Source organism: Clostridioides sp. ZZV14-6153, assembly GCF_020657855.1.
In the GTDB taxonomy this organism is placed as follows: Bacteria; Bacillota; Clostridia; order Peptostreptococcales; family Peptostreptococcaceae; genus Clostridioides.
On the sequence record NZ_JAGWCZ010000007.1, the window covers coordinates 133,818 to 160,357 of the forward strand.

The 26,540-nt window shown below is 29.6% G+C and carries 23 protein-coding genes and 1 tRNA gene; 3 read left to right on the top strand and 21 right to left on the bottom strand.

The window, feature by feature from the left end; genetic code table 11:
• Window positions 1–55 precede the first annotated feature (55 nt).
• From KGF46_RS10890 to KGF46_RS10915, 6 genes are all read right to left on the bottom strand, one after another.
• Window positions 56–3,085 carry an EAL domain-containing protein gene (locus KGF46_RS10890; RefSeq protein WP_227854706.1) on the bottom strand — a complete coding sequence of 1,010 codons (3,030 nt, stop codon included), beginning with the start codon at window positions 3,083–3,085 and terminating at the stop codon, window positions 56–58.
• Between the two features lie 50 nt (window positions 3,086–3,135).
• The gene (locus KGF46_RS10895) at window positions 3,136–4,596 is read right to left on the bottom strand and encodes an extracellular solute-binding protein (RefSeq protein ID WP_227861973.1); all 1,461 of its coding nucleotides are present in this window, start codon (window positions 4,594–4,596) and stop codon (window positions 3,136–3,138) included.
• A gap of 92 nt (window positions 4,597–4,688) precedes the next feature.
• The gene (locus KGF46_RS10900) at window positions 4,689–5,063 is read right to left on the bottom strand and encodes a hypothetical protein (protein WP_227829491.1); all 375 of its coding nucleotides are present in this window, start codon (window positions 5,061–5,063) and stop codon (window positions 4,689–4,691) included.
• Window positions 5,064–5,242: 179 nt separating this feature from the next.
• Window positions 5,243–5,983 carry a flagellar motor protein MotB gene (locus KGF46_RS10905; RefSeq protein WP_227842783.1) on the bottom strand — a complete coding sequence of 247 codons (741 nt, stop codon included), beginning with the start codon at window positions 5,981–5,983 and terminating at the stop codon, window positions 5,243–5,245.
• A 20-nt stretch (window positions 5,984–6,003) separates the two neighbouring features.
• Window positions 6,004–6,792 carry a flagellar motor protein gene (locus tag KGF46_RS10910; protein WP_227861974.1) on the bottom strand — a complete coding sequence of 263 codons (789 nt, stop codon included), beginning with the start codon at window positions 6,790–6,792 and terminating at the stop codon, window positions 6,004–6,006.
• A gap of 95 nt (window positions 6,793–6,887) precedes the next feature.
• Window positions 6,888–6,978: transfer RNA gene (locus KGF46_RS10915), tRNA-Ser, on the bottom strand.
• 259 nt (window positions 6,979–7,237) lie between these two features.
• On the opposite strand from KGF46_RS10915, the gene KGF46_RS10920 reads away from it, so the two are divergent.
• Window positions 7,238–8,002, top strand: a complete 765-nt coding sequence (locus KGF46_RS10920) for a DeoR/GlpR family DNA-binding transcription regulator (protein WP_227829488.1) — start codon at window positions 7,238–7,240, stop codon at window positions 8,000–8,002.
• Between the two features lie 108 nt (window positions 8,003–8,110).
• Here the strand turns inward: KGF46_RS10920 and KGF46_RS10925 are convergent, their stop codons facing one another.
• Window positions 8,111–9,229: an ethanolamine utilization protein EutH gene (locus KGF46_RS10925; RefSeq protein WP_227829487.1), complete on the bottom strand. Its 1,119-nt coding sequence runs from the start codon at window positions 9,227–9,229 to the stop codon at window positions 8,111–8,113.
• Window positions 9,230–9,268: 39 nt separating this feature from the next.
• On the bottom strand, window positions 9,269–10,795 hold the full coding sequence (glpK, locus tag KGF46_RS10930) for a glycerol kinase GlpK (RefSeq protein WP_227854705.1): 1,527 nt from the start codon (window positions 10,793–10,795) through the stop codon (window positions 9,269–9,271).
• Window positions 10,796–11,085: 290 nt separating this feature from the next.
• Between glpK and KGF46_RS10935 the strand changes: the two genes are divergently transcribed.
• A complete protein-coding gene (locus KGF46_RS10935; protein ID WP_227829485.1) occupies window positions 11,086–12,183 on the top strand; it encodes a pyridoxal-phosphate-dependent aminotransferase family protein in 1,098 nt (365 codons plus the stop codon).
• Window positions 12,184–12,556: 373 nt separating this feature from the next.
• On the opposite strand, the gene KGF46_RS10940 is transcribed toward KGF46_RS10935, so the two are convergent.
• Complete coding sequence (locus tag KGF46_RS10940; RefSeq protein WP_227829484.1) at window positions 12,557–13,069, bottom strand: hypothetical protein; 513 nt, start codon at window positions 13,067–13,069, stop codon at window positions 12,557–12,559.
• A gap of 553 nt (window positions 13,070–13,622) precedes the next feature.
• On the opposite strand from KGF46_RS10940, the gene KGF46_RS10945 reads away from it, so the two are divergent.
• A complete protein-coding gene (locus tag KGF46_RS10945; protein WP_227829483.1) occupies window positions 13,623–14,501 on the top strand; it encodes a DUF4300 family protein in 879 nt (292 codons plus the stop codon).
• Window positions 14,502–14,735: 234 nt separating this feature from the next.
• On the opposite strand, the gene hisJ is transcribed toward KGF46_RS10945, so the two are convergent.
• The 12 genes from hisJ to acsC form a co-directional block, all read right to left on the bottom strand.
• Window positions 14,736–15,515: a histidinol-phosphatase HisJ gene (hisJ, locus tag KGF46_RS10950; protein ID WP_227829482.1), complete on the bottom strand. Its 780-nt coding sequence runs from the start codon at window positions 15,513–15,515 to the stop codon at window positions 14,736–14,738.
• Window positions 15,516–15,726: 211 nt separating this feature from the next.
• The gene (locus KGF46_RS10955) at window positions 15,727–16,080 is read right to left on the bottom strand and encodes a zinc transporter (RefSeq protein ID WP_227842781.1); all 354 of its coding nucleotides are present in this window, start codon (window positions 16,078–16,080) and stop codon (window positions 15,727–15,729) included.
• Window positions 16,081–16,095: 15 nt separating this feature from the next.
• Window positions 16,096–16,512, bottom strand: a complete 417-nt coding sequence (locus KGF46_RS10960) for a DUF3842 family protein (protein ID WP_227433437.1) — start codon at window positions 16,510–16,512, stop codon at window positions 16,096–16,098.
• A gap of 18 nt (window positions 16,513–16,530) precedes the next feature.
• Window positions 16,531–16,722: a CooT family nickel-binding protein gene (locus KGF46_RS10965; RefSeq protein WP_227433438.1), complete on the bottom strand. Its 192-nt coding sequence runs from the start codon at window positions 16,720–16,722 to the stop codon at window positions 16,531–16,533.
• A gap of 150 nt (window positions 16,723–16,872) precedes the next feature.
• Window positions 16,873–17,688 carry a lipoate--protein ligase family protein gene (locus tag KGF46_RS10970; RefSeq protein ID WP_227829480.1) on the bottom strand — a complete coding sequence of 272 codons (816 nt, stop codon included), beginning with the start codon at window positions 17,686–17,688 and terminating at the stop codon, window positions 16,873–16,875.
• 46 nt (window positions 17,689–17,734) lie between these two features.
• Window positions 17,735–18,673, bottom strand: a complete 939-nt coding sequence (locus KGF46_RS10975; RefSeq protein ID WP_227861975.1) for a radical SAM protein — start codon at window positions 18,671–18,673, stop codon at window positions 17,735–17,737.
• Complete coding sequence (locus tag KGF46_RS10980) at window positions 18,670–19,542, bottom strand: radical SAM protein (protein WP_227829478.1); 873 nt, start codon at window positions 19,540–19,542, stop codon at window positions 18,670–18,672. The genes KGF46_RS10975 and KGF46_RS10980 overlap by 4 nt, the downstream gene beginning before the upstream one ends.
• A 67-nt stretch (window positions 19,543–19,609) precedes the next feature.
• Window positions 19,610–21,538: a corrinoid activation/regeneration protein AcsV gene (acsV, locus tag KGF46_RS10985; RefSeq protein WP_227829477.1), complete on the bottom strand. Its 1,929-nt coding sequence runs from the start codon at window positions 21,536–21,538 to the stop codon at window positions 19,610–19,612.
• 112 nt (window positions 21,539–21,650) lie between these two features.
• Entirely contained in the window at window positions 21,651–22,028 is a 378-nt protein-coding gene (gene gcvH, locus KGF46_RS10990) for a glycine cleavage system protein GcvH (protein WP_003418363.1), read from the bottom strand.
• Window positions 22,029–22,114: 86 nt separating this feature from the next.
• A complete protein-coding gene (acsB, locus tag KGF46_RS10995; RefSeq protein WP_227856666.1) occupies window positions 22,115–24,241 on the bottom strand; it encodes an acetyl-CoA decarbonylase/synthase complex subunit alpha/beta in 2,127 nt (708 codons plus the stop codon).
• A gap of 56 nt (window positions 24,242–24,297) precedes the next feature.
• Window positions 24,298–25,104, bottom strand: a complete 807-nt coding sequence (gene acsE, locus KGF46_RS11000; RefSeq protein ID WP_227433444.1) for a carbon monoxide dehydrogenase/acetyl-CoA synthase methytransferase subunit — start codon at window positions 25,102–25,104, stop codon at window positions 24,298–24,300.
• Window positions 25,105–25,153: 49 nt separating this feature from the next.
• Complete coding sequence (gene acsC, locus KGF46_RS11005; RefSeq protein WP_227842780.1) at window positions 25,154–26,521, bottom strand: acetyl-CoA decarbonylase/synthase complex subunit gamma; 1,368 nt, start codon at window positions 26,519–26,521, stop codon at window positions 25,154–25,156.
• Window positions 26,522–26,540: the final 19 nt, after the last annotated feature.

The following is a 26,540-nucleotide window of genomic DNA, read 5'->3' on the forward strand; positions in this document are numbered from 1 at the left end:
TCTTTTTTAATTATAAACTAAAAGTATCCTTAAAATACATTTAATTTTTCTTCTATTAAACTATATCATCTCTATTTTCATAACATATCTTGAGTTCCTGTTTAATTTTATCACTTATATCTTGAGGAACAAATTCTGGTTTACCAACGTAATATCCTTGAATATAATCTATTCCAATGGCTACTAATGCCTCCATTTCACTTTTGGTTTCTACACCTTCTGCTATAACTTTAATGTTTCTTTCTTTAGAATATGAAATAAGATTTTTTAGTATTTTTTTCCTGTCTTCATCTTTGTCAATACCTCTTACAATAGACATATCAATCTTCACATAATTTGGCATTATATACAATAATACAGCATCACCATTGTAACCTGTTCCAAAATCATCTAAAGCGATTTCTATATTCCAATTATTTATATATACTTTCTTTTTATCAATAAAATCTTCACTAATCTTATCATTCTCTGTTATTTCTAACACTACCCTATTTAGATAATTACCATATAAATCTTCTATTTCTTCAAAATCAACTTTTGATAAATTATTATTTGGTATAGAGTTTAAGAATAATTTACACACTCCAAATTTTTCCCTATATCTCTTAAAAGATTTAAGTGCTTTGAACCATGTGATACGTTCGATTTGATATAATTTAGACTGTGAACGAGCTAATCTAATAACATCCATTGGAGAACTAAAAGTTTCCATTTTTGGTCTCATAAGTGCTTCATATGCAAATACTTCACCTTTACAATCCACAATAGGCTGAAATGCATATTCAACCAATTGACCATCAATTAATTTATTTAACTCTTCTCTATTATGCAACAAGAATGAATCTTTATTATATATATTAATATCAAATTCACTTACTTCGCCTTTAATTGTATTTTTAATTTGATACATAGCAAAATCTGCATATTTCATTAGTTCATCATAGTTAGTTGAATCGCTAGGATACCAAGAAATTCCTGCTGATGCTCTTATTTTAAATTCTGTTCCATCATGAAGCTTTAATAAGGTATTATTCATCTGTGTCTTAACAGAGTTAATAATAGTTCTTATACTATCTTTACTTTCATACCCATATATGAATACATAAAACTCATCCCCTGAAAGTCTAGAAACTATGCCATTCCATGATATAAACTTTTTAAGTATATCTGCTGCACATCTAATATATTCATCACCAGCATCATGGCCATAGGTGTCATTAATATATTTTAAATTATCTAAATCCCACATTATAAATGCAGCTATTTTAAGCTCTTCTTTGTTTTCAAATTTTTCTCGTACTTGTGAATAAAAAGCTCTCCTGTTTAGAAGATTTGTTAAAATATCAAAATCTCTTTCATACTCAATTTTCATTTTCTCAATAAACTCTTTTGTAACATCAACAACAACACCTAATATCTTTAAATCGTCTTCAACAAGATTTAATCTTATCCACTTAGACTTTTTATCTTTAGACTCAAATTTATATATGTATATATTTTCTGTCTTATAATTTTTCTGTAAATATGTATCCATTTCCTTCATTTTTTTTAAAAATTTACTTTTCGATATATATCCATATTCTTGAAATTCATCTTCCGTAGCAAATATACTAAAAAATCCTTTTGTGCAAAAAACATTATCTCCATTTTTATATAATTCAAAAGCTCCAATTGGCATATCTGCCATTTCAATAATTTGTGATAATTTTGATGAGGAATCTGCAACATTTGCACTAAGTAGCTCTATAGCTGAAGATAATTCATCTATTTCAGATATGTTTATTTTATCAAGATTTACTGGTTTTGATGGATTACTATTTCTAACTTTATTAACCAAAAGAACAATTGGTTTTGTAAACAATCTTGAAGCAATATAAATACCTATAAGCCCTATCACTAAGGAAACTGCAACAGACACTATTACCAAGGTTTCCACTCTTTTTGAAAAACACAATAAACTTTTTTCTTCAATAATTCCCAAAAGAGCCCAACGCTCATTTTCAAATGGAGTATTGGAATTGTATAAATCTAAATATTGTACACTAGCATAAGTACTTTCTTTAATTTTACCATCATCTTCATTTTTGACTTTATATACATTTTTATAAGATTCTTTTTGCTCAAGGTTGGAATGTAAACCATCCCAAAATTTTTCTTTAAATGTATACCCATTTGAAACAACATTTTCAAATGCCAAATCATCATTTCTATCTACACCTAAAATATAATTACCTTTTTTATTCTCATTTATCTCCCCATATGGAAGTAACTCTCTTAAATAATTTATACCTAAATCTATTCCAAGTACTCCATATACAGTTCCATCTTCATAAATAAGAGGAACTGAATATGTTATAACTCTATCTCCTGCACTTGTTAATAAGAACTGACTTCCCCAATATCCTAAATTAGAACTTGATGTATTTGGATTATCAATTGCAGCTCTAAATGGTTTATAAAAGAAATTATCTCCTTTTCGCTCATTTTCACTTTTAAAGGAAAACTTTGGAGCCCAATAACTATCCATAGATATTCCAAAATTTCTTGCTATCTCTGAAGAGCCTCTTTCAATTAGTAAATCAGAATTATCATTGGGATTAAATTTAGGGTCTAAATCTCTTATATACAATCCTGTCCTACTTATTTCATCTTTACTATTTATTGAATCATCTTCAATATCTTTGTTATTTAAAATTATGAAAGAACCTGTAACAGAATTTTTTCTCAAAAGATATATTAAATCTTTTGATATATTTTTTATAATTTCTTTATTAATTTCTTCGTTGATACCCACATCTTTAATTGAGGCATTATTTTCATCTAAAACCTTTTTTACAGATGAGTTAATAGCTAGTTCTGTCTCGCTTGTCTTTGACCATCTTTGTAACATCTCATTTTGTATATAATTTTTACGATTAATTACTCTTTCATTTAAAATGTCAAATGAATTGTCATTTAGTTTTTTAATAGTTCCTCCCCATAAAATTGTGGCACAAAATAAACTTGTTTGAATTAGCATAACAATAATTAGAGGAAATATCATCTTTTTCATTATTGAGTTATTCTTTTTTAGATTATTTTCCATATTTATTCCACCCATACCTTTGTGCATTTTGGTACACGTTGCCAATTCACCTACTCTTTTACAGCATTTTCAAGCTCAGTCTTAAAATTCAAAAACCATTCTGAAAAATTTTCATCATTATTAAATTGTGCTACTGCATTCTCTTTAGAGGTTCCATTTTTTATTAATTCATTTATTTTCTTTAAATCTTCTTTGGCCTTATCAATCATTGAATACTCAAGGATTTGTCTAGCTTTTGTCCCACCATCAAATGCTTTATTAGTGTACAACTTACAACTATTAATTTGTTCAATAGATGAAACAATTGAACTTTCAACTTTACTTGATACCTTTAAATCATCTTTATTCATGACATCCTTTATAACATTCAAATCATTGGTTTTTTTCTTTACTGGTAAGTATCCAGAAGCAATAGAGAATTTTATATTAGACCCTTTATCTGTAAACCATTTTAAAAATTCTACTGATGCATATTCTTCTTCTTTAGTAGATTTTGTTACAGCCATTCCTGCCCCTTGTTGTACAGCATATTTTTCTTTATCTTTAAAACGTGGAGCTTGAAATACAGACGTCTCAATTTTATAACTCTCATTATCATTTAACATTACTTCATCTGGAAAATATGATGCTCCTGAGCTAGACCCAACAAGAGCTAGTATATCTCCTGTTTTTGCATCATCAGAACGGAATTTACCATAAGATGCAAAATATCCATTTATATATGGGACATAAAAATTATCCCATAATTTTTTCATAACCTTTTCATCAAGATTTAGTGTAACTTTTCCATCTTTCACTGAAAAAATTTCTACTCCTAACTGCTTACTTCCTATAATAATATAATTTGCTAGAGCATCTCTTCCAAAAAATGCTTTACCATCATTAGGCTCTTTTGTTAAACTATCTGTCCATTCATAGTATTTCTTTGATGTCTCTACTAATCCTTCAATTGTTTGTATATCATTTATATTTGAATTTGTTGCTTTGGCAAACTTATCCCAATCTGTCTTGTTTAACATCAAAATCTCAGTAGACTTTGCAATCGGAAAAAGCTTAAATTTGTTATCAGAATTTAGTCTACCCTCATCTACATATTCTTCTATATACTCATTTAATTCATCTTTACTTATGTACTTGCCAATATCTACTAATAGTTCTAATTTATCCATTTCATATGCAGTATCTGAGTATGCTGCAAAAACATTTGGGACCTCTTCAGAACCAACCTTTTTATTAGCAGAATCTAACACCTTTTCAGATAAATCAACTACATTTCCCTGACTAAACGCTTCAACAATAATTCCTTTTTCAGCACCTACAGTGTCATTAAATTCCTTAACTAGCTTATCAAACGCCATTTTTTGCTGTCCATTATAATAATGCCAAATTTCTATTGATGTCGGATTTTCTGGATCTAGTTTATAGCTCTCTTCCTTTTTCAAATCACACCCTGTAAGTAATAAAACAATCATTGATGTGATAATTAATTTTACAAATCCACTCCTATTCATAAAATCGACTCCTTCAAATGTATAAGATTTATTATAGCATTAAAACCGTAACTTAATTACTTATATTAATTATAAAATATTTACTGATATATTTAAATAGGACTAACAGTATATTTAAAAGCAACTAGAAAACAAATGATTACAAATATTGAAAATATACCTTTAGCATAATTCTTCTCTCTAAATGCACCAAATGATACCAAACCTTGTTGAATAGCCACTGTAATTACTAAAAGTGTCATTATTATATTAAGCTGAACTAACTTAAACAGATAAAGTAAAGAAAATATTACTAAAAGAACACATAATACAATACTAGATTTATTAATAATAGCAGTAATCTTGTCTTCTTTTTTATGTTGTTTATTAGATTCTTTTAACTTCTCTTTATTTAAAGTTTCAACCTTTTTATTATACCTTGCCCTTGTTTTATCTTTATATTTTGTATTTTTATTCTTATTACCCATTTATTTACTCACCTTTGATATCAATTTTAAAATTGAGTCCTTTCATAATTTAAATATTATATATTTAAGATACCATATATTCTCACAAAAAGGTAACTTACTAACCATCTATTTTTAATTTTCGCATAAAAAAGCTATCCCTTATTAGAAATAATTCTGTATTGAGATAGCTTATTTAACTATTTATTTTCTCCAACATTTTCTACATCATCAAACTTACTATCAACCAAGACTATATCAACTCTTCTGTTTTTTGATCTGCCATCTGGAGATGAATTATCAGCTATTGGTCTGAATTCACCATATCCTACAGCAGACAACTTATTTGGTGCAATACCTGAACTATCAATAAGAAGTTGGACAACATTGGTTGCTCTCATGACTGATAAATCCCAATTAGATTTAAATTCAGAATTTTTTATAGATAGGTTATCTGTATGACCTTCTACTCTTATATAACTATTCATTTCATTTAACATCTTACCTATTTGAATAATCTTATCTCTAGAATCATTTATTATAACAGCTTTTCCCGTATCAAATAAGATAGTATCTTTAAGACTTATTACTAGTCCTCTATCTTGAGCTTTTAATGATACCGAATTTGCCAATCCACTTTCATTTAAATAATTTTGAATATTTTCAGCAACTTCTTTAAACTCAGGATTTTGTAAACTATCTAGATTATTATTGTTTGGATCAACTACTGGTTCTATTTTACTTTGTCCACCTTCAATAACTCCAGAAGAACCACCAAATGCAGAACTTAAAGATTGAGATAATTGTTTATATTTCTCTGCATCGACATTACTCATAGAATACATTATGACAAAGAAAATCATAAGTAATGTTATGAGGTCGGAATAAGTTAAAAGCCATCGCTCATTATTTTCTTCTTTTTCGTCTTCATCATGTAACATAAATATTCCATCCTTTTATATTATTCAACTCTACCATCAGCTTCTCCAAGTTCAATTAATTCTTTTGAATTTAAAAATATCTTTAATTTTTCTGTCATTAAATTAGAATTATCGCCCTCAAGTATAGATAGTATCGCTTCTATTACTAAAAGTCTTTCATTAGTTTCTTGTTGATTTATAGCTTTAAGCTTTGATGCTATTGGTAACCAAATTAAATTGGCGGAACCAACACCATATAAAGTAGCTAAAAACGCTACAGATATCTGAGGTCCAAGTGCATCTGGATTACTCGAAAGGTTTCCTAAAATATGTACTAATCCCATAACTGTACCTATGATTCCCAGTGTAGGTGCATACCCTCCTGCTGAATCGAATATTGCTATTCCTTCTTTATGTCTTTTTGATGTTATCTGTATCTGAGATTCTAATATGTTTCTTATTGTAGCTGCATCAACGCCGTCTACCATAAGTTCAAGACCTTTTCTAATAAATGGGTCCAATTCATCATTTTCGCTTATTTCTTTATCAATACTAAGAAGACCTTCTTTTCTGGCTTTGATTGCAATTTCTTTAAAATAAACTATATTTTGTATATTGTTAGGCTTTTTATTTTTAAAGGCTAACAACATTATCTTTATGGATTTTTTGAACACAGGAAATGGTGTTGAAGCACCAACAGCTCCTATAGTTCCACCAAAAACAACAAGTGCCGATGAGAATACAAATAATGCTCCAATGTGTCCCCCATCAATAACGAAAGCAACCACTAAAGATGCTATTCCCAATATAAAGAAAATTAAAGTTGTCATATATTCCCTCCTTCCTTTAATCATGTCTGCTAGGTTGTTTTTATTAATAGACATTACAAAAAAGACTACCTTCAACAAGAATAGCCTTTGATAATTGGCGGAGAAGGAGGGATTCGAACCCTCGCACCGGTTACCCAGCCTAATCCCTTAGCAGGGGATCCTCTTGAGCCACTTGAGTACTTCTCCGTATTTCTATGCAATTAAATTATATAATAAAATTATATTTTAGTCAATTAATTTATGAAATTTAAGGTATTTTAAGTCATTAAATATCTATTTTCACTTTTTTACTTAAATGTAAGTTTGAAATATGGTAAAATTATCTTGCATAACGCTTATAATATTATTTACTAAATATACACACATTAACATATAGACATAAATCCTTAATTCATCATAAGTTATGCTTAAAACTAAAATAATATTAATCCAAGGAGGATTTTCCATGTTACCACAGGAAAGATATGAGAAAATTTTAAGTATTCTCGAATCAGATAATATAATTAAAATAAATGACATAGTCCAAATGTTTGATATATCAATAGAAACAGCTCGAAGAGACTTAGCACATATGGAAAGTATTGGACTTTTAAAAAGAGTTTATGGTGGTGCTATACCAGTTATAGCAAGTAGCGTAGAACTTAACTATGTTAAAAGAAAAAAGATAAATTCAAATGATAAAAAACAAATTGCTCTTAAATGTAGTGAACTTATAAACACAAATGACACTATTTTCATGGATACTGGAACTACTGTCCTTGAAGTTGCAAAAAATTTAAAAGACAAAAAAAACTTAACTGTAATAACTAACTCAATTTTGGTTGCAAATGAACTTATGAATACTAATATAAAAGTATATGTACTTGGTGGATATCTTAGAGAAACTGAAGGTTCTTTTTCTGGACCACTTACATTAGCAGCAATTGAACAATTTAATGTTGATAAGGCAATTTTAGGTGCTGGAGGTATTACACTTGAAAATGGTATTTCTGACTATCATTTAGAAGAATCACTTGTTCGAAAAAAAATGATTGAAAGGTCTAGAAAGTCAATAGTAGTTGTTGAGCCACCTAAGTTTGGAATAAATTCATTTGCTTCAGTTGCTCCTATAGAACATATAGATACTATTATTACATCTGCTAGTATAGACCACGATATAATTATAGAATTTTCTCAAAAAGGAATACCTTTAGTCATCGCTGATAATTAGTTTGTATTATTGATTTTTAATTCCTTATAAAATATCATTGATTAAAGTTAAGGAGCCAAATAATTATTTATTTAGCTCCATTTGTACCTAAACTATACTATGCCTTTGCTATGTCACTATATCTTTTTTCATTTTACTACTTTGCTCTTCTTCTGCTGTTAAATCTTTTGTCATTACCATAGCAAGTGCAATCGCCAATACCCCACCAACTAGCTTTCCAATTACAACAGGTGTAATCATCTCTGGAACTACTCCTGCTGTAAATCCTAGGTGATCACCTAGTGCTGCTGTTGCACAGACTAACCATGCAGTATTTACTACTTTTCCTTTTGGGCTCATGTCTTTCATCATTTTATACACTGGAATACTATTAGCTAAAGTGAAAACTAATCCTGCTGCACTTGTTGCATCCATACCTAATTTTCCACCTACTGCTGTAAGTGGTTTATTTAAAACTTTAACTAATAAATGTAGTATAGGAAAAGTACCCAACAATACTATTGCAATACTTCCAATTACTTGAATACCTTCTCTTATAGGTGTCATTCCTTTTATAAGTACTATACCTGTTATTTCTTGAAATGCTGCTGCACCTAATCCTATCGTTATCAATATAGATATAATTTTTCCAAAAACTAAAGACCCCTTTATCATAAGTGTTGAATTTACTTTCAAACCTATTGCTAATAGTACTGCTAATATTATTACTGGCACCATATTTATAATCACCATTGATAAATTAAATCCTGCTATCACTCCTCCTACAATCCCTCCAAAAGGTATTGTTATTAATCCTATTAATAACCCTTTTGCAAAAAATGGTCTGTCTTCATATTCTATAAGACCTAATCCTACTGGGATTGAAAATACAAGTGTACATCCAAGCATTGACGATACAACTAATCCTGCAAGCATCCCTGCTTCTTTATTGTGTGCAAGTTCCATCGCTAATGGATACCCTCCCATATCATTTGCTAATATAGTTGCAAACATAGATGGGTCTGCTCCACATAAATTGAATATCGGTATTATTACAGGGCCTAATACATTTGAGATAACTGGAGCTAGACATACTATACCAACCATCCCTAAAGCTAGTGGACCCATTGAATTAAAGCCTTCTTCAAATTGTTCACCAAGCCCAAATTTATTTCCAATTATCCTATCTAATGCTCCTAAAAGCACCCCTACAGCCATTATATATAATATAACTTTATCAAAGGGCATATTTAATTCCTCCTATACATGTAAATACTATGTTGTACTTTAATTAGCACACATCTTTCTGGTATCGTTTTCCCAATTCATAGCTCTTTTTACTGCTTGATTCCATCCAAGCAAAATTTCTTCTCTTTTTTGTTTGGTCATATTTGGAGTGTATTTTTTGCTTATTGTAAACTCATTTCTAATTTCATCAATGCTATTCCAAACACCACAGGAAAGACCTGCCATATATCCTACTCCCAGCACTGTTGTCTCAGGATTTTCTGCAATTTCAATTGGTATATCTAATATATCGGATTGAAACTGCATTGTAAAATTGTTTTTTGTAATTCCGCCATCCACCCTTAGCATTTTTATATCTTTTCCTGAAGCTAAATTCATAGAGTCAACAACATCTTTAACCTGAAGTGCAACAGATTCAAGAGTAGCTCTTACTATATGTTCTTTTTTAGTACTTCCTGTTATACCAACCATTGTACCTCTTGCATATTGGTCCCAATAAGGCGCTGCAATCCCTGCAAATGCTGGAACAAAATATACACCACCAGTACTTGGTATTGAGTTAGCCATATCATCAGTTTCTGAGTAATTTTTTATAACTCCAATTCCATCTCTAAGCCACTGTATTGCAGCACCTGCTATATATACTCCACCATCATAAGCATATGTAATTTTGTTTCCTATTTTCCAGGCAACAGTTGTTAATATACCATTCCCCGCTATATTCAGCTCTTCACCTATATTCATATATAAGAAACATCCTGTTCCATAAGTATTTTTAACCATACCTGGCTCAAAGCATCCATTTCCAAATAGAGCTGCTGGCTGGTCAACCATTGAAGCAGTAATTTTTATTGATACACCACAAAATGCCTCTTTATCTGTGGTCCCAAAATCACCACTTGTAGGCATTATATCTGCTAAAATACTTCTAGGAACTCCTATAATATCAAGTAATTCTCTATCCCAATCCATATCTCTTATATTAAAAAGCATGGTTCTTGCTGCTGTAGAAACATCAGTTAAAAAAGACTTTCCTCCTGTCATTTTCCAAATTAACCAGCTATCTAATGTTCCTGCAAGGACTTCTCCACTTTTGATTTTTTCTTTTACACCTTTTACATTATCTATTATCCACTTAATTTTTGTCCCTGAAAAATAAGGGTCTATGATTAGTCCTGTTTTATCTATTATCTTATTTTCCAATCCTGGTATGTTCTTTAAATTTTCAACATAATCATAGGTTCTTCTGCACTGCCATACTATTGCATTGTATAGTGGCATACCTGTATTTTTATCCCATAGCATTACTGTTTCACCTTGATTATCTATACCGATTCCCTTTATATCACTTTCGTCTATTCCACTTTTAAAAGCTTGTTGTAGTACATTATTACTTACAGTTTTTGTGTTATTCCAAATTTCTATAGGGTCATGTTCGACGTATCCAGATTGTGGATAGATTTGAGTATGTTCCATATAATCACTAAAAACAAACTCTGATTTTTCATTTATTAATACTGCTCTTGTTCCTGTTGTTCCTTGATCAATTGCTAATACATATTTCACTTTAAACGTCCCCCTTTATTTTCAGAATTAATAGACTTTTTATTATTTTTTGAATATAAAATCTATTTAACTTATTTATATTCTATATCATTTTGGGGATTTATACAATATTTATTACAATATTTTTTGTATTTTTTACTTTTTTTGATTATTAAAGTATTTTAATTAAAATATTGTTGCAATATCATTAATTATATTCTATAATCTAGTTAAATTAACACATAAAGTTTTAATATACACACATAAACAGTCATTCTAAAATTTAAATTAAACTTTAAGGGGGATTTACAATGAAAAAAACATATCTATTTAGTCCTGGGCCAGTAATGGTTACAGATAGGGTTAGAAATTCACTTCTTCACTATGATATATGTCATAGAGGAAATGAATTCATGAATTTATTTAAAGATACACAGCAAAAAATCAGTAAATTATATAATGCAACTTATGATTATTATTCTCTAGTTGTATCTGGCTCTGGAACATCTGTAAATGAATGTGTATTATCTTCTATATTTGACAAAGAAGATGCTGCTTTATTAGTTAGTAATGGTGTATTTGGAGAAAGGCTAGAAGAAATATTATCTGCTTATAGTGTTAAAACCTACAAGCCAGACTTTAAATGGGCTGAATATCCAGACTTAGATATTTTAGAAAAGTACTTACTTGAAAATCCTGACATAAAAGTAATTGCTATGGTATTTCATGAGACTAGTTCAGGAATGATAAATCCTGTGCCTGAATTAGGAAAACTTGCAAAAAAATATAACAAAATATTTTTTGTTGATGCAATAAGTGCATCTGCTGGTGAATACATTGATGTTGATGAGTTTAATATAGATATAATAACAGGTGTTGGTGGTAAAGCCCTTGGAGCATTTCCAGGCTCTGCATACCTTTGTGCTAAAGAAAGCGTTTTACAAAATATTAAAGAAAGTCAATGTAAAAATGTGTATCTTAGCCTTTACAAACATTATAAGCTTGCAAAATTATCTTCTCAAACACCAAATACACCTAATGTCACTTTAATATTTGCCCTTAATGAAGCTTTAACTGAATTTTTAGAAGATGACAGTAAGATAGAAAGATATAAAGAATGTTCTGCTATTTTAAGAAATGGTATGGAAGAACTAGGTCTAACATTTTTACTTCCAGATAAGTATATGTCTAATACTGTTACGTCTGTATTTCTTCCTAAAGAAATCGATATAAATAGATTTATATTAGAACTAGAAGAAGAAAATGGTTATGTGGTATATCCAGGAAAAGGTAAATTTCTAGATGATAATATGTTCCAAGTTGCAAATATGGGAGAAATTTATCCAGACGATTGTTATAAATTCCTTGATATTTTAAAATCAAAACTAGAAATTAAAAAGGCCATATAAATATCTAAAGACCAGAAATAAAAAAACTATGTAAATATCTAAAGTTAAACTAGATTATAGCCTGTAAATAACAACTATCTATAAATAGTCACTCTATATAAACATATTCAAAAATATACTTGAACATTAAATATAGGCAAATGTTGTTTTATATTTTTTTATAAGGGTGAACTCTAATATGTAAAGTTCACCCCTATATTAAAAATTTATTTTGATACAATTCTTTTTATATTTAACTCTTTTTATATTTGATTCTTTTATATTTTTGATACAATTCGGCTATTTAAATGCACAGATTATTATAAGTTTAAAATCTATACATAATACTATATACTTTTAAATTTAGTTCTTTTTTTATTAAATACTTTAAATATTACTTTTCAAGCTCATCAAAGTAATTATATACAATGACTTCACCTGTTTCTTTATCTGTTGTCTTTATAATCCCTTTAGCTCCATTTACCTCTTCTTTTGTGAATTCATCATCTAGTACAACTTTAAATTTATCTTCCTTTCCATATCCCTGTTGAAACTCAGCTCTTAAAATTGCATTTTTTTCAGCTTTTGGTTTTAATTCAAATTCAATTCCTGATTTCATTTCATCAAAATAATTTAAAACTACAACTTCATTATTCATTTTATTAGTTGTCTTTATAATCCCTTTAGCTCCATTTACTTCTTCTTTTGTAAATTCATCATCTAATACGACTTTGAATTCATCTTCCTTTCCATACTCTTCTTGAAATTCTTTTTTCATTTCACTGTACTTAATCTCAAATTCTTCACTCCTGTTTAATTCCATAGCTGATACATTTATCAATGACGTCCCAATAGCTATTATTGTCAATGCCATGACCATACCAGTTTTTAATTTTTTTAACTTCATATTTTACCTCCTAAATTAAATGTTCTTAGTGAAATTATATAAATAAAAATCTAATTTTTACAGTTTCATTCTTGTAACTAAAATTACTATTATGTAACCAAACTTTTTAATTTAACTCTTCCTTAAAACCTGCCTTTTTGGGGAATAGTTGAATTAAAAAAATAAAATTTTTAAACTTTTTAATTACTCTAATATTGTATTTATTGAACTTAATAAACTTTGTTTTTAATAAAATAAAATTTATCATATGTCTCAAACCTACTTATTTACTAAAAATACTACATTCAAAAAACTAATCTCACTATATATTTCATTGATAGTTTACTTATTTTTGACTTATAAAATCATATAATCAATATCCAAATAAATTAGTTGAAAATTCAAAAAATACATACCCCTATTTAGTATATATTTTTATATATTAAAAAAAAGTTTTAAATAAAGTTATATTTTTTACAACAGTTTTGTAATTAAAAACATGTTGAAGCTAAAATTAAATGTACTATATACTATAAATATGTCGACAAAATAAATTTATAAAGGAGAAAAACAGATGAGAAAAAATTTACTAATAGCAATATTGTCAGTTGTTTTAGTGTTATCAAGCATGCTTACAATCTTTGCATATTCAACTATTAAAGATAATAACAGATTAGTATACTCAAACATGATAGATAAAAAGACACAAAATCAAGTAAAAAATGTATTAGAAGAAAATAGAGTAGATAAGAAAAATATTGATATTTTTATTAAATCAGTTAGGAGCTACAACAAACTTCAAATTAAAATACTTCAAGACAATGTAAATATATCTAAGTCTGGATATAGTTCAATTAACACAAAGCAGGTTCCATATAATTTAGATAAATTACAAGATAACTGGATGGAAAAGTTTCCTAACTATATGGATGTAAATTGCAGAATAACAGCTTTTAGACTTTTTAAAGATTTCATAAACTCAAAAGAGAAGTTTACTGGAGATTCTATCGATTTAAGTATTGATTTAGATACTATAATGAATAATAGAGATGCAAAATTTAGCTCAAAGGACGTAGAAAAATTTATTAACTTTTTTTCTGCAATACCAACTCAATACACAGATGATATAAATAAAAATGCAGAACAAATAAAAAAAGAATGGAAAAAAAGAAAAATATCTTTTAAAGATAATAAAAATATGTCTATTATAAGTGGATTTCTTCGTTATCCAGAAACTAAAAATGTATTTATAGGTCATACAGGTATATGTATCAAGACTGATAAAGATATTTTATTTATAGAAAAATATGGTTCTACATCCCCTTACCAAGTTACTAAGTTCAAAAGTAAAAAAGATGTGAAAAATTATATGTTCAATAGATTAAAGATGTCAGAAGGAGATGTAGAATTACTAGACCCAATAATAATGGAAAATGATAAACTTATGCAGTAATATTTCTAAACATTAAAATTATCTTTATGATTGTTAAGATAAGTAAAAGTAGGCTAATATCAACGAAAAAATATTAATTGTGAAACTCTAATACTGAACAAATCTATAGATATTTTCTAATTTAACAAAAAGACTGTAAGTAGATTTATTTTACATAAATCTACTTACAGTCTTTTAAATAAATACTTTAAAAATATAAATTATCATAACTTTAAGATTATAATATATACATCTTTAGCCTATATCATAATTATTTATTTCTTCTGCACAGTGAGAATCTGAGCCCAAAACCAATGGAATATCATATTTTTTTGCTAATTCTAATAAGTATCCATCTACATAAGGCTCTTTACAGTATTTTTTTCTGTTTCCAGAAACATTGTAGTCAAGTTCATATCCTTTTTCTTTAACTAACTTTATTAATTCTTCAAGAACTTTATTTCCTTCATAATCATATGGAAATACTTGATTAAACTTTCTAACTAAATTTAAATGACCTATTCTCTTTGGTTTATATGTACCCAAGTCAGCATTTACAGCTTTTATTAATGCTTCATAATATTTATTATAAACAGCTTCAATGCTTCCAAGCTTATCAATCAGATTTTGAAACTCTTCTACACTATAGTCTACACAACAATAATCACCATCAATTTTAATTATATGTACTGATAATAGAGAATCCTCTAATTCATCACCATATTTATCTAAATTGTTTTTTATGCCTTCTTCATAACCTTCAAGAAAATCTACTTCCGCTCCTACATTTATCTTAATTTTACCCTCATATTTTTGCTTAAAATTTTTAACATCATTAAGGTAATTTGATAAATTTTCAAGATTCATGCAACTATCATTTTCGGGTGCAGGGTCTTTAAATCCCTCTGGATATGGAAAATGCTCTGTAAATGTCATTTCTGTTAGACCAACATCAATTGCCCTTTGTATATATTTTTCAAAATCATCCTTACTTCCATGAGGACAATAAGGTGAATGTATATGACCATCTTTCATAACTAATGCTCTCCTTTTATTAAATTGAACTACGTATACTTAACTGCCTTCAGTAACTTTTAAAGGCGGAGATATATTAAATAACTCAGTCTATAATAAATTTCCTCATTAAAGTATAGTACATGCTCATTAGAAATTTCAATAATTAAATATCAATAAAACATAAAAAATCGCCTATATCAAAATATATAAGCGATTTTAACAATCATATTTACATATGTTTTTTAGCCTCTAATAACATTTTATTTGCTTCTTCCATACACTCTATAGCTTTTTCAATACTCTTTGCAGTTTCTTCTTTTCCAATAGCTCTGGCCTTTTCTACCCACTCTCTAAATCCTTCTTCATGAGTCTCATTGTGATTTATCCAATGCACTAAAAGTATTTTTAAAGTTTTCTCATCTTTAGACTCTGATGATTCTTCATGATTATGTTCGTGGTCGTGGTCATGAGTATGGTCGTGTGGATGTTCGTGACATATATCTCCATGAGTATGTTCATGGCAATGGTCGTCATGGTCATGGTGCCCATGGTGGTATCTTACAATCTCTTTATCAAACATCATTAGTTATTCCCCCTGTTATTTTATATTAAATTCTTTTTTTATAACATTAACAGAATCTTTTACAAGTAGTGCTAATGGTTTACCTTCTAATCCAACTAACTCTATATTTTCTGGCATAATAGGTAAAAGTATCTTAAGTGCCTCACTATCTGCAATAGCTTCACTTATATTACAAGTGACTTCCCCCATCATAGAATTAGGTATTATTACAGAAATAGGTGCAACTATTATATTGGCTTTTCTAGCTGATACTACTATAGCATTTTCCCCTGTAGCTCCTTTATTAGCATGAGCCTTCATCATAGAACTAGTTGCTATAGAATTAGTTCCTAGTGCATAAATTTCTACATATGTAGGTAATTCTTCTCTCAAAGAAGAAACTATCTGGGCTCCTATACCTCCACCCATTCCATCTATCACTGCTATTATCATATGAAATTCCCCTATTAATTAATTTTCTTGTATTATTATCTTATGGTCCATCAATCTTATTTCTTTAATTATTCCATCTATTATTTTTTGTTCTCCTAATAAATCAGTTAAATAAATCTTTCCATCACAAGGGTCTATATTAACCACATTTTCCATAACCTTTTCTAATTCATTGTTATTCTTACAAATGAAAGCTGATGATTCACACATATAAATCTCCTCCTAATATGATTTTTATTAAAAATCAAAAAAAGACTTCCTCAGGTATTTCAATACACCAAAGAAACCTTCATGATTTCAATTTTTGTATATTATTATACCTTAAGTATATCACTTTAATTTGCCTAAAGTCAATTAAAGTTAACGCTTTTTATTATACTCTTCATCCTTGTATTTTTTATATAATTCTTCAGCTAATTGCTTTTCATAATCAGTCAATTCTTCTTCTACAAACTCAACATTAAATTGACTAGCCAGTCCTTTTATTAGATTAGCTTGTAGAGTATCTATGTCTATTTTTTTACCAATTTCATTCTCTATTCCACTGGCCTTTTTAGCTGTAAATTTCATTGCTCTTTCCTTTAGTTCTGGTGTTTTAGTCTTTATTAATTTAAACAATTTTTCTACATCAAAATCCATTATTATTGAACCATGCTGTAACAAAACACCATCTTTTCTACTTTGAGCACTTCCAATAACCTTTTTATTATTAATAGTAACTTCATATGATGCATGTGCATTAAAGCATGCAGCTGATAAATTTTCTCTACCTATTCTCTCTCCACTATTTAAGTTATCTGTTTCTATACCACTTAAATTCAATCCTCTAACTAAACCTTCACTTATATATCTATAAGATAGATTTATACTTTTATCAATTAAAGGATTATCTTCTCCTATAATTATACTATAAGTTAGCTCATTATCATGTAATACAGCTCTTCCTCCTGTGATTCTTCTGACACAGTCTATATTCATGCACTTACACTTATCCAAATCTACCTCATCTTCAAGTTTTTGAAAATATCCTACACTCAAGCAAGCTGGCTTCCAAGTGTAAAATCTAAGTGTTGGCTTCACACAGCCTTTTTTATATGCAGTGAATATAGCTTCATCAATTGCCATATTCATTGCACCATCATATGATTTATTATGTATAACTCTCCACTGATTCATGATTATTACGCCCCAATCTTTAGTATAAATATATTCAAGAAATCATTTACAGATTTAGTTCTCTTATAGACAAATCTATCTCATCTTGATTTAAAGGTCTTGAATAATTATATATAGTACTTCCTGGTCTTTCATTATAATACGGTCTATTACAATCCTTACAGCCTCTTATTTCAAAAGGGTAACCCCTGTTTATATCTGATACAATCTCATCATCGAGTTTTATATTCTCTAAGTATCCATTTTTAAATTCAAAGTATTCTTGTGAATAATCTTTATTTACCATATAGGACATTAGCTGTACTCTTCTGTAACTTTCTATATTTGGTTGACTTATTTTTTCCATTTTAGTTCCTCTAACTGGAGTAAATGCAAATAAACTAACAGTTATATTGTTCTTCTTTAAATAAGTATATAAGTTGTATATATCTTCATGACTTTCTCCCATACCAACAATTATATGTGTGCTGATTTTATTAGGATATAACTTTGACATTTTTGTTATAAAATTCAATTTTTCATCATAATTATATCCTTTTATTTTTTCATATAATTCCTTATTTGCTACATCTATCGCTATTCCTATTTTATCTACTCCAGCAGAAAAAAACTTATTTATTTCTTCATCACTTTCTAACTTTGCAGACAATGAAATAGGCATATCTATTTTACCATTTATATAATTTATAAAATCTAAGACAGATTTATGTGCCTCTTCACTTGCCATTGATTGTATACATATTCTCTTTATATTTTTTCCCTTATATGCTCTCAAAGCATCCAGTATTTCCTCTTTAGAATACTCTGGCCAAACTACTCTTGATAATTTATCTTTTCTAGTACTGCTTTCTATTGATTGAGAACAAAAACTACATTTGTTTATACATTTTTCCCCAATCATTATATATGCTGTAGTAGGAGGTATATCGCTTTTTTTATTTAATATTCCAAGTTCTATTGCTGTCCCTGATGATAGTCTAATCATAAAACGCAACACTCCTTACATTCAGTTATTGTCATATTCATATCTATAGCCTTGTTCTTAGCAGATTTTGATGGCAGAACTATTTTATTAACTCCACACATTATAGCTAATTGGTCTAACTCTTTTCTATATACGCCTCTAGGTCTCATACAACCTAGGTTAATCTCTGTATTTGGTAAATTAATTCTCGCTTCACATAAAACATCTGCTACTTCTTCCAACTTAGGAGGTTCTACATTTTCATATTCAGTACCTCTCGTGGGAATAAGAACTATAAATGTCAGTTTATTAGGAGGATTTTTTTGTAAGTATTCTATAATCTCATACTCACCTTTTACTTTTCCTCCTTTTAAACCAATACATATATGTGGTGCTACTTCTGTATTTTCTCTTATTGTATTGTAAGTTTTAATATAATCGTCTTTGCTTTTATCCATTTTATAAACTTCTTTTATAGTTTCTTTATCAAACACCAAGTCGAAAGAAACCATATCTAAATACTTACATAATTCTATAATACTCTCTTTATCCATAAGCCCTAAATGAGCATTTAATCTGTAGCCTTGTTCCTTTAATTCTTTAATGGTCTGTATATGAGTATTTATTGGGACATCACCTTCATAACTACAACCACCACTTAATAAAAAACTAGTTATATTTCTTGATTTAACTTTTTCTTCATAATCCTCAATTGGTATCATATTTTCTAAATAGTGACCATTACAATGAGCACATTTAAGACTACACTTATTACTTGTCGTACTAAGAGCTAGCGTCTGATTAGGATAAGCAAACTCTATCTCATTTCCGAAATTACTTAATTTAATGTCAAACGCAGTTCTTATTTTTTCAGACAAATCCTTATACATAATTTAATCCTCTACAGTAATGTTTTTATGTTTTACTCCTCTATCTATGCATTTATATTTTGATATTTTACTCTTCTAGTAGCTGTTTTGCAGTTGGGAACTGCTCTATATTTGTATGTGGTAAGAAGCATGCAGAAATAAATTCGTCCATGTAACTTGGATAAACACTAAGTTCAACATAAGTTATTTGTCTACCTATTTCTTCAAGTTTATTTTTGGCATCTTTACTTATAAGAGCCAAGTAAGAACCAACAAGTGAACTATTTCCTATATAAGTAAATTTCTCTCTATCGATATCAGGAAGTAATCCTATAATTATTGAATTTTCTATATCTAAGTTATTTCCTATACCACCTGCTATATAAACTCTATCTAATATACTAAAATCCATACCCAAGCTATCTACAAGAGTATATGCTCCTGAATATATAGCTCCTTTAGCTCTAATGAAATTATCTATGTCCACTTCATTTACTACTATATCATTCTCCAAATCAAATTCTTCTTTAAATGCTAATACATACTCTCCTATTTCATGTTCATTAAATCTAACTCTCTTATTGTTTAAATCTCTGTATATCTTACCTCTTCTATCTATTACACCCTTAGTAATCATTTGGCAAATTAAATCAATTATACCAGAACCACATATACCAACTGGCGCACATTCATCTATTATTTTTAATGTAGGCTCTAAAGTTTCTTTATCAATAGCCACCTTTTCTATTGCTCCTGCTGATGCTCTCATTCCACAGCTTATGCCTCCACCTTCAAATGCAGGACCTGCTGAACATGCACAGCTCATCATATAGTCTTGATTTCCAAATACTATCTCTCCATTGGTACCTAAATCTATAAATAAAACATTTTCTTCACTTGACCATATCCCTGCTGATAATACCCCTGCTGTTATGTCTCCTCCTACATAACTTGCTACAGATGGAGCTAAGTACACATATGCACTGTCATTTACAAAAAGGCCTACATTTTCACCCATAAGTTTTGGAGATTTTAAAAATGGAGGTATATAAGGTTCTTGTCTTAAAAAGTCTGTATACACTCCTAAAAATAAACTTGTCATAGTTGTGTTTCCAGCAGCTACTAAAGTGACTACATCCTCCTTATTTATGCCATTTCTTTCATATAATGTTTTTAATAGAGGATTTATAGTTTCATCAACTATAGCTTTGTGTAAAGTTTCTAATCCGTTTTTCTTAGCCGAATATATAATTCTATTTATAACATCTGCTCCATATTTTATCTGAGCATTTCCAGATGATGCTTTATCTACTACTTCTTTTGAATATAAGTCTACTAAACATACAACTACCGAAGTTGTACCAATATCTATTGCAACTCCATACAGAGAATTTTCCTTATTTCCTTCTTCTATATTTATGATTGTAAGTTTCTTTTGTTTTTGAACATATGTTATTGTAACTTTGAAATCGCTCTTTCTAAATATCGTTGGCATCTTTCTAAGTATATCTAATCTAAAATCTATTTCATTGTACCCCAGATGATTTCTAACATGTCTTTCTAATCTATCTACATCACTTATATTATCATCTAAGTTTGGTTCTTCCATTTCTATGTATTTCTTCTTTATATTTGTCTTAAATTGTAAGTTATGCTTTTCTATTATTTTTTTAGCTCTCTCAAAAAGTCCTCTATCTTTTTGTTTATTACTACCTTCTATCTTCATACCATGCATAGAAGATGATACTTTAGAAGGAACTTCAATTTCTATATCTGAGATTACTTTTGTACAACAAGCTAATATATAACCTTGCTCCCATTCGTTATCTGTTATATGTCTTGTTTTTTCTGTATCAACCTTACCTTTTAACAACTTCACCTTACATTTACCACAAGATACATTTCCATTACAAGGAGCATCTATGAATATATCTGCATTTCTTGCTACTTCTAGTAATATATCCCCCTCGTTACAATAAACTTCTTTATTGTTTGGCATAAAATTTACCTTTATCATGATATCCCTCCCAATTTGTTCTATATATTATAAAAGGAAAGTATAGCTAAATTTGCGTGCACTCAAATTTTACTATACTTTCCCCAATTATAATAACATCCCTAGTCTTTAATTATTCTAATCCAGCCTCATATTCTTTATCACTTAATAATGTATCAAGCTCAGCAACATCAGCTAGTTTTACTTTTAATATCCAGTTTTCGTATGGGTCTTCATTTATACATTCTGGCTCATCTTCTAATTTTTCATTAACTTCTAATACTTCACCATTAACAGGAGATATTAAATCAGAAGCTACTTTAGAAGATTCAACTACTCCAAAATCTACTCCCTTAGTTACAGTATCTTCTACTTCTGGTGTTTCAACAAATAATATTTCTCCTAATTGATCTTGAGCATAATCTGTTATACCTATATATACAACATCTCCATCAATTACTTTTACCCATTCATGATCTTTAGAGTATTTTAATTCTGGTAATAATTTCATTTCGATAGACCCCCAATATTATATTATTGATTAATTTATTTAAATCATATTAATATTATATCACATTATTTTAAATTTTCCATCAATTACATTACACTTTCCATAGCTAATGCTGGATGACCTTTTTCTTCTAAGAAAGCTAATACACCTTCAGAATCGTCAGCTATAGTTTCGTCACAAATCATATCACAGAAGTTTTCTATTCCAGTCATTTCTTTAACTGTAGCATTTAATTTATCAGCTACATACTCTTTTAATTCTTTTGGCATCCAAACTATTCTTTCTGGTCCACCTTCTGCATAAGCGAATTTTTTAGAAGATATGAAGTGTCTTCCGTGTCCCATGAATCCTGGAGTTTGAACTCCTCCACCTGTCATAGAAGCAAGTTCTCCGAAAGTCATACCAACTGGAGTAACGCTTGGGAATTCTCTGTTAACTACAACAAATCCATTTGCTTCTGGCATTATACCACAGATACACTCGAAGCATCCACAAGAAGTCATAGGGTCTTCTAATATAGAGTATAATGTAACAGCTTCAACTGCACCTTGAGATATTTGGTTTACAGTTTCATTTACAGAGTTCCATACACCTGTTCTATCGTCTAAACATTCACCTTTTTCTATTGGTTGACAAGGACCTGTAGGGTCTAATTCTTTAGTAGCTTTAGCATCTAACCAGCTAACTGCTCCACAAAGACCAAGTCTTTCAGGAGTAACAACACAAACGTGAGCTGGTGCAAATGATTGACATAAGTTACAAGAATAGAAAGTCTCTACACTTTCATCAACCAATGAAGCTAATCTCTCATCTCTCGCATTGTACTTAGCTATTGCTTCACCTTTTAATTCAGAAACTTTTTCAGCATCTGTAATTATAGTTATTTCACACTTATCAACAACTGATTCAAATTCATCTAACATCTTAGCATATAAAACTTCTCCTATATGCTCAAGTCTAAATCCTTTATCAAATGCATCTTTAGAGATTCTTACCCAGGCCATATCTCTTTGTCCAACGTGCATTACACCTTCTATATAGTTTAAGAAGTAGTGGAAACGTCTTTCAAGAACTGGTTCGAAATCTTCTTGCATGTTTTTACCAGCTATCTTAACTATTACAGCAAGTGGTAATCTTAATACACCATCAGCTTCAACTTCATCTATGTTTGGTCCTATTATTTCTATCTTATGGTCTTCAACTTCAGTTGCTTCTTTCTTAACAACAAGCTCCCAAGCTTCAGTTTTATTTCCACCAAATTCAGCAAACATGTCGCTCTTTCTAATTCTTTCACCTTCAAATGCTGCTGCAAATGAAACTGGTATAGGTATTTCAGTAACTTTTATTTTTATTCCTCTAGCTTCTAATGAAGTAGCTACTATCTTATCATAATCTTTTTGAGTTAATAAGTTCATTGGAACTTCAAGAACAGTTTGGTCAGTTATAACTGGGAATCCTAAAGCTATTGCTCCAGCACCTGCAGATACAACTAATTCACTTAATGGTCCAAATGCATTTACAAATGCAGGAACTCTATTAGCTGTGTATTCTAATAATCCGTTTAAATCACCAGGAGTTAATCCACCGAATATTAATGCTGCTCTTACTGCAACAGATACAACGTGGATAACAGAAGTTACATCATATCCTAGAGGTATAACTCTTAGCTCAAGACCCATTTTTACTCCAGCTTCTATAGCTTGGTCTATAACCTTACCAACTAAGAAAGTTAATAAACCTTTAGATTGGTAATCTTTTATAACTTTTGCTGCTGATTCAGCATCAGGACATTCACCAAGAACAACTGCAACACCAGGTATATCTCCTGTAACTAGTGGTACACCAAGTGATCTGATTATAGGGTCAGTTATATGACCTGCACATGGCTCACTATATGGAGCATCTATAGTTGAGTATTTTAATGCTTCAATTACTTCTGCCGCTAAAGCAGTAGCTAAACCAGCATTAAAAGCATGTTCTAATAAATGCGTTCTATTGATTAAAGATTTTACTACTTCTAAAGCACCTTCTAAGTCCCCTAAAGTGTTCATTTTTTGTCCTGTTGCAGCATATATACAAGGTAATGAATATGCTGTATCAGGGAAAGCTACTTTATGTTCTTTTCCGTTTTTTTCTATAGCTTCAGCTAGCATAGCTTGAGCTGCACCCAAAGCTTGTTCTGACCCTGTAAAGATTATATTATATAGATTCATTCTATTTCCCCCTTTAATATTTACACCTATTTTTTATTAACTATACCCTAAAAACCCTAGAAAGCAAATCCACCTTCATTTAACTCTAAGAAAGAGTCTGCATATAAAGATGCCCCGTTGATTATGTCACAAGATTTTACAGTTTTCATTAATTCTGGGTCACATGGATTCATTATAGCTGAACTAAATCCATTAGCCATTGCCATTGCTAAGAATGCGCTATCTAAAACAGGTCTAACATGTTTAGGACATCCATTAGATACATTAGATAATCCTCCTGTAGTTAAAAGTCCCATTTCAGTCATCATTTTTATAGCTTCTAAAACTTCTACTTGTTTTTCTTGCATACCCTTTATAACTAAGCATAATGGGTCAAATAATATATCAGTTGGCTCCATTCCTAGCATTAAGCCTTTTTCTAGTATTTCTTGGCAGTAAGCCATACGTTCATCGTTATCTCTTGGGATACCTTCTTTTGCACATAAACCTATAACCATTGATTCATATTCAGCTGCTATATCTATTAAATCAAATCTTGAACCAGCATCAGCAGAGTTTATTATTGGTTTTGCATTAGTTCTATCATAAACTTTAAGTCCAGCTTCGATAGCCTTTTTATTAGCTGTATCTAATGCTATAGGAACATTGTTAAATTCAGATTGAAGTAGCTTAACTCCCCATGTCATTATCTCTTCGCCATCTCTTTCAGCAGGTCCTATATTGAAATCTATATAGTGTGCTCCTGCTTCTAATTGTTCTTTTGCTCTTTTTAATATTGGAGCTGGATCTCTTTCTGCTAATGCCTTTCTTATTGAAGGTGAGATACAGTGTATTCTTTCACCTATAATCATAAATTTTTCCATTTATAATGTCCCCCTTTAAATTTAATATTAATAGTTAGTTAATATTTTATTAGTTTGTTTGGCATGCTTTTTCTTGGTATCCTTTTAAGAACTTAGGTAATTCCATAGATTCTTCTGGTCCTATAACTACATTCCATCCTGGTAAGTTATCTTCTATATCACCTTTAAGTACTGCAACTTTTCCTGGAATAATAATGTCTTTACAATTAGTTACTTCATCTACTTTACTTTCTTTAATGAAAGCAGATATTGAATTTCCACCAAATTTACCAGCAGCCCAAGATGTAAGAACTGAATATCCACCTGCATCTGGTATTACTAACCATACTGGAACTTTTGATCTTTCTATATCTCCAGCAACTATGAAATAAGTTAATGCAAAGTCAACAGTAACTAATACTGGAGAATTTTCATCTGGGTTATTAATTGGGTAAATCTTTGGTTCAACTCTCATTGGTCTTTGTGGGTCAGTGTATATATTTTGTCTTAATGCAAATAATGGTAATGCTTTAGCATAACTAATATCATCTATTACTATTATAGAACCATATTTTATAGTAAATATTGATGATAAAGCAATTTCCATCATAGGATTTGAGTTAGATAATCTATTTGCAAATACTATTGAAGGATATCCAAATGTTCTATCTTGTTCTTTTAAAGCTATTCTTCTAACTTGCACAGCATTAGTGTAAGTATCTTTTATATTTTCTCCAGTTACATCTAATACTAATTCTTTATATCCAGCAGATTGAACTAATTCAACTGTTTCATATAATTCTTCTAAGCTAGCGGCTTTTACTCCTAATGGTAAGTTTGCTCCTTTAACTACTTCTATCATATCTTTGTAGTTATCTTTAGTTGCTCCATATACCATTGGTCTAGCATCTTTTAATACTTCAACAGCTTCTTTTACTGCTTGTGCATCATCACAAGCTAAAATATAAGCTACTTCTAATCCACTACCTTTTATTTTGTCTATTAGTTTTAAATATGCATCTTTGTCTCCACAGTATTCTAAAACAACCATTTCAACTTTCATTTGTTCACCAATTCTTATATAGTCAACTTTTTTCATGTTAGCTATTTTAGCGTCTACTGCTTCATCACTCATACAAGTACAGAATGAAACTGCATATCTATTTCTACTTACTAATGTTTTTTCATGTCTAAATAATACTGTTTCCCCACCTAGTTCATATTCAGATGCTCCAGCACCAACTTTTAATGCTTTCATTAAAGGTGCAGTAGCTTCTGATAGTTTCGCTATAGCGTCATCAGACATATGTGGGCATTTACCTACTTCTACAGCTCCTGAAGCAACCTTCATAGAGAAAGCCATACAAGTTGGGAATCCACAATCCTTACAGTTTTTCTTTGGTGTTAATTTAAATATATCTAAAGCTTTTAATGCCATTATTTTCTCCCCCTAACCT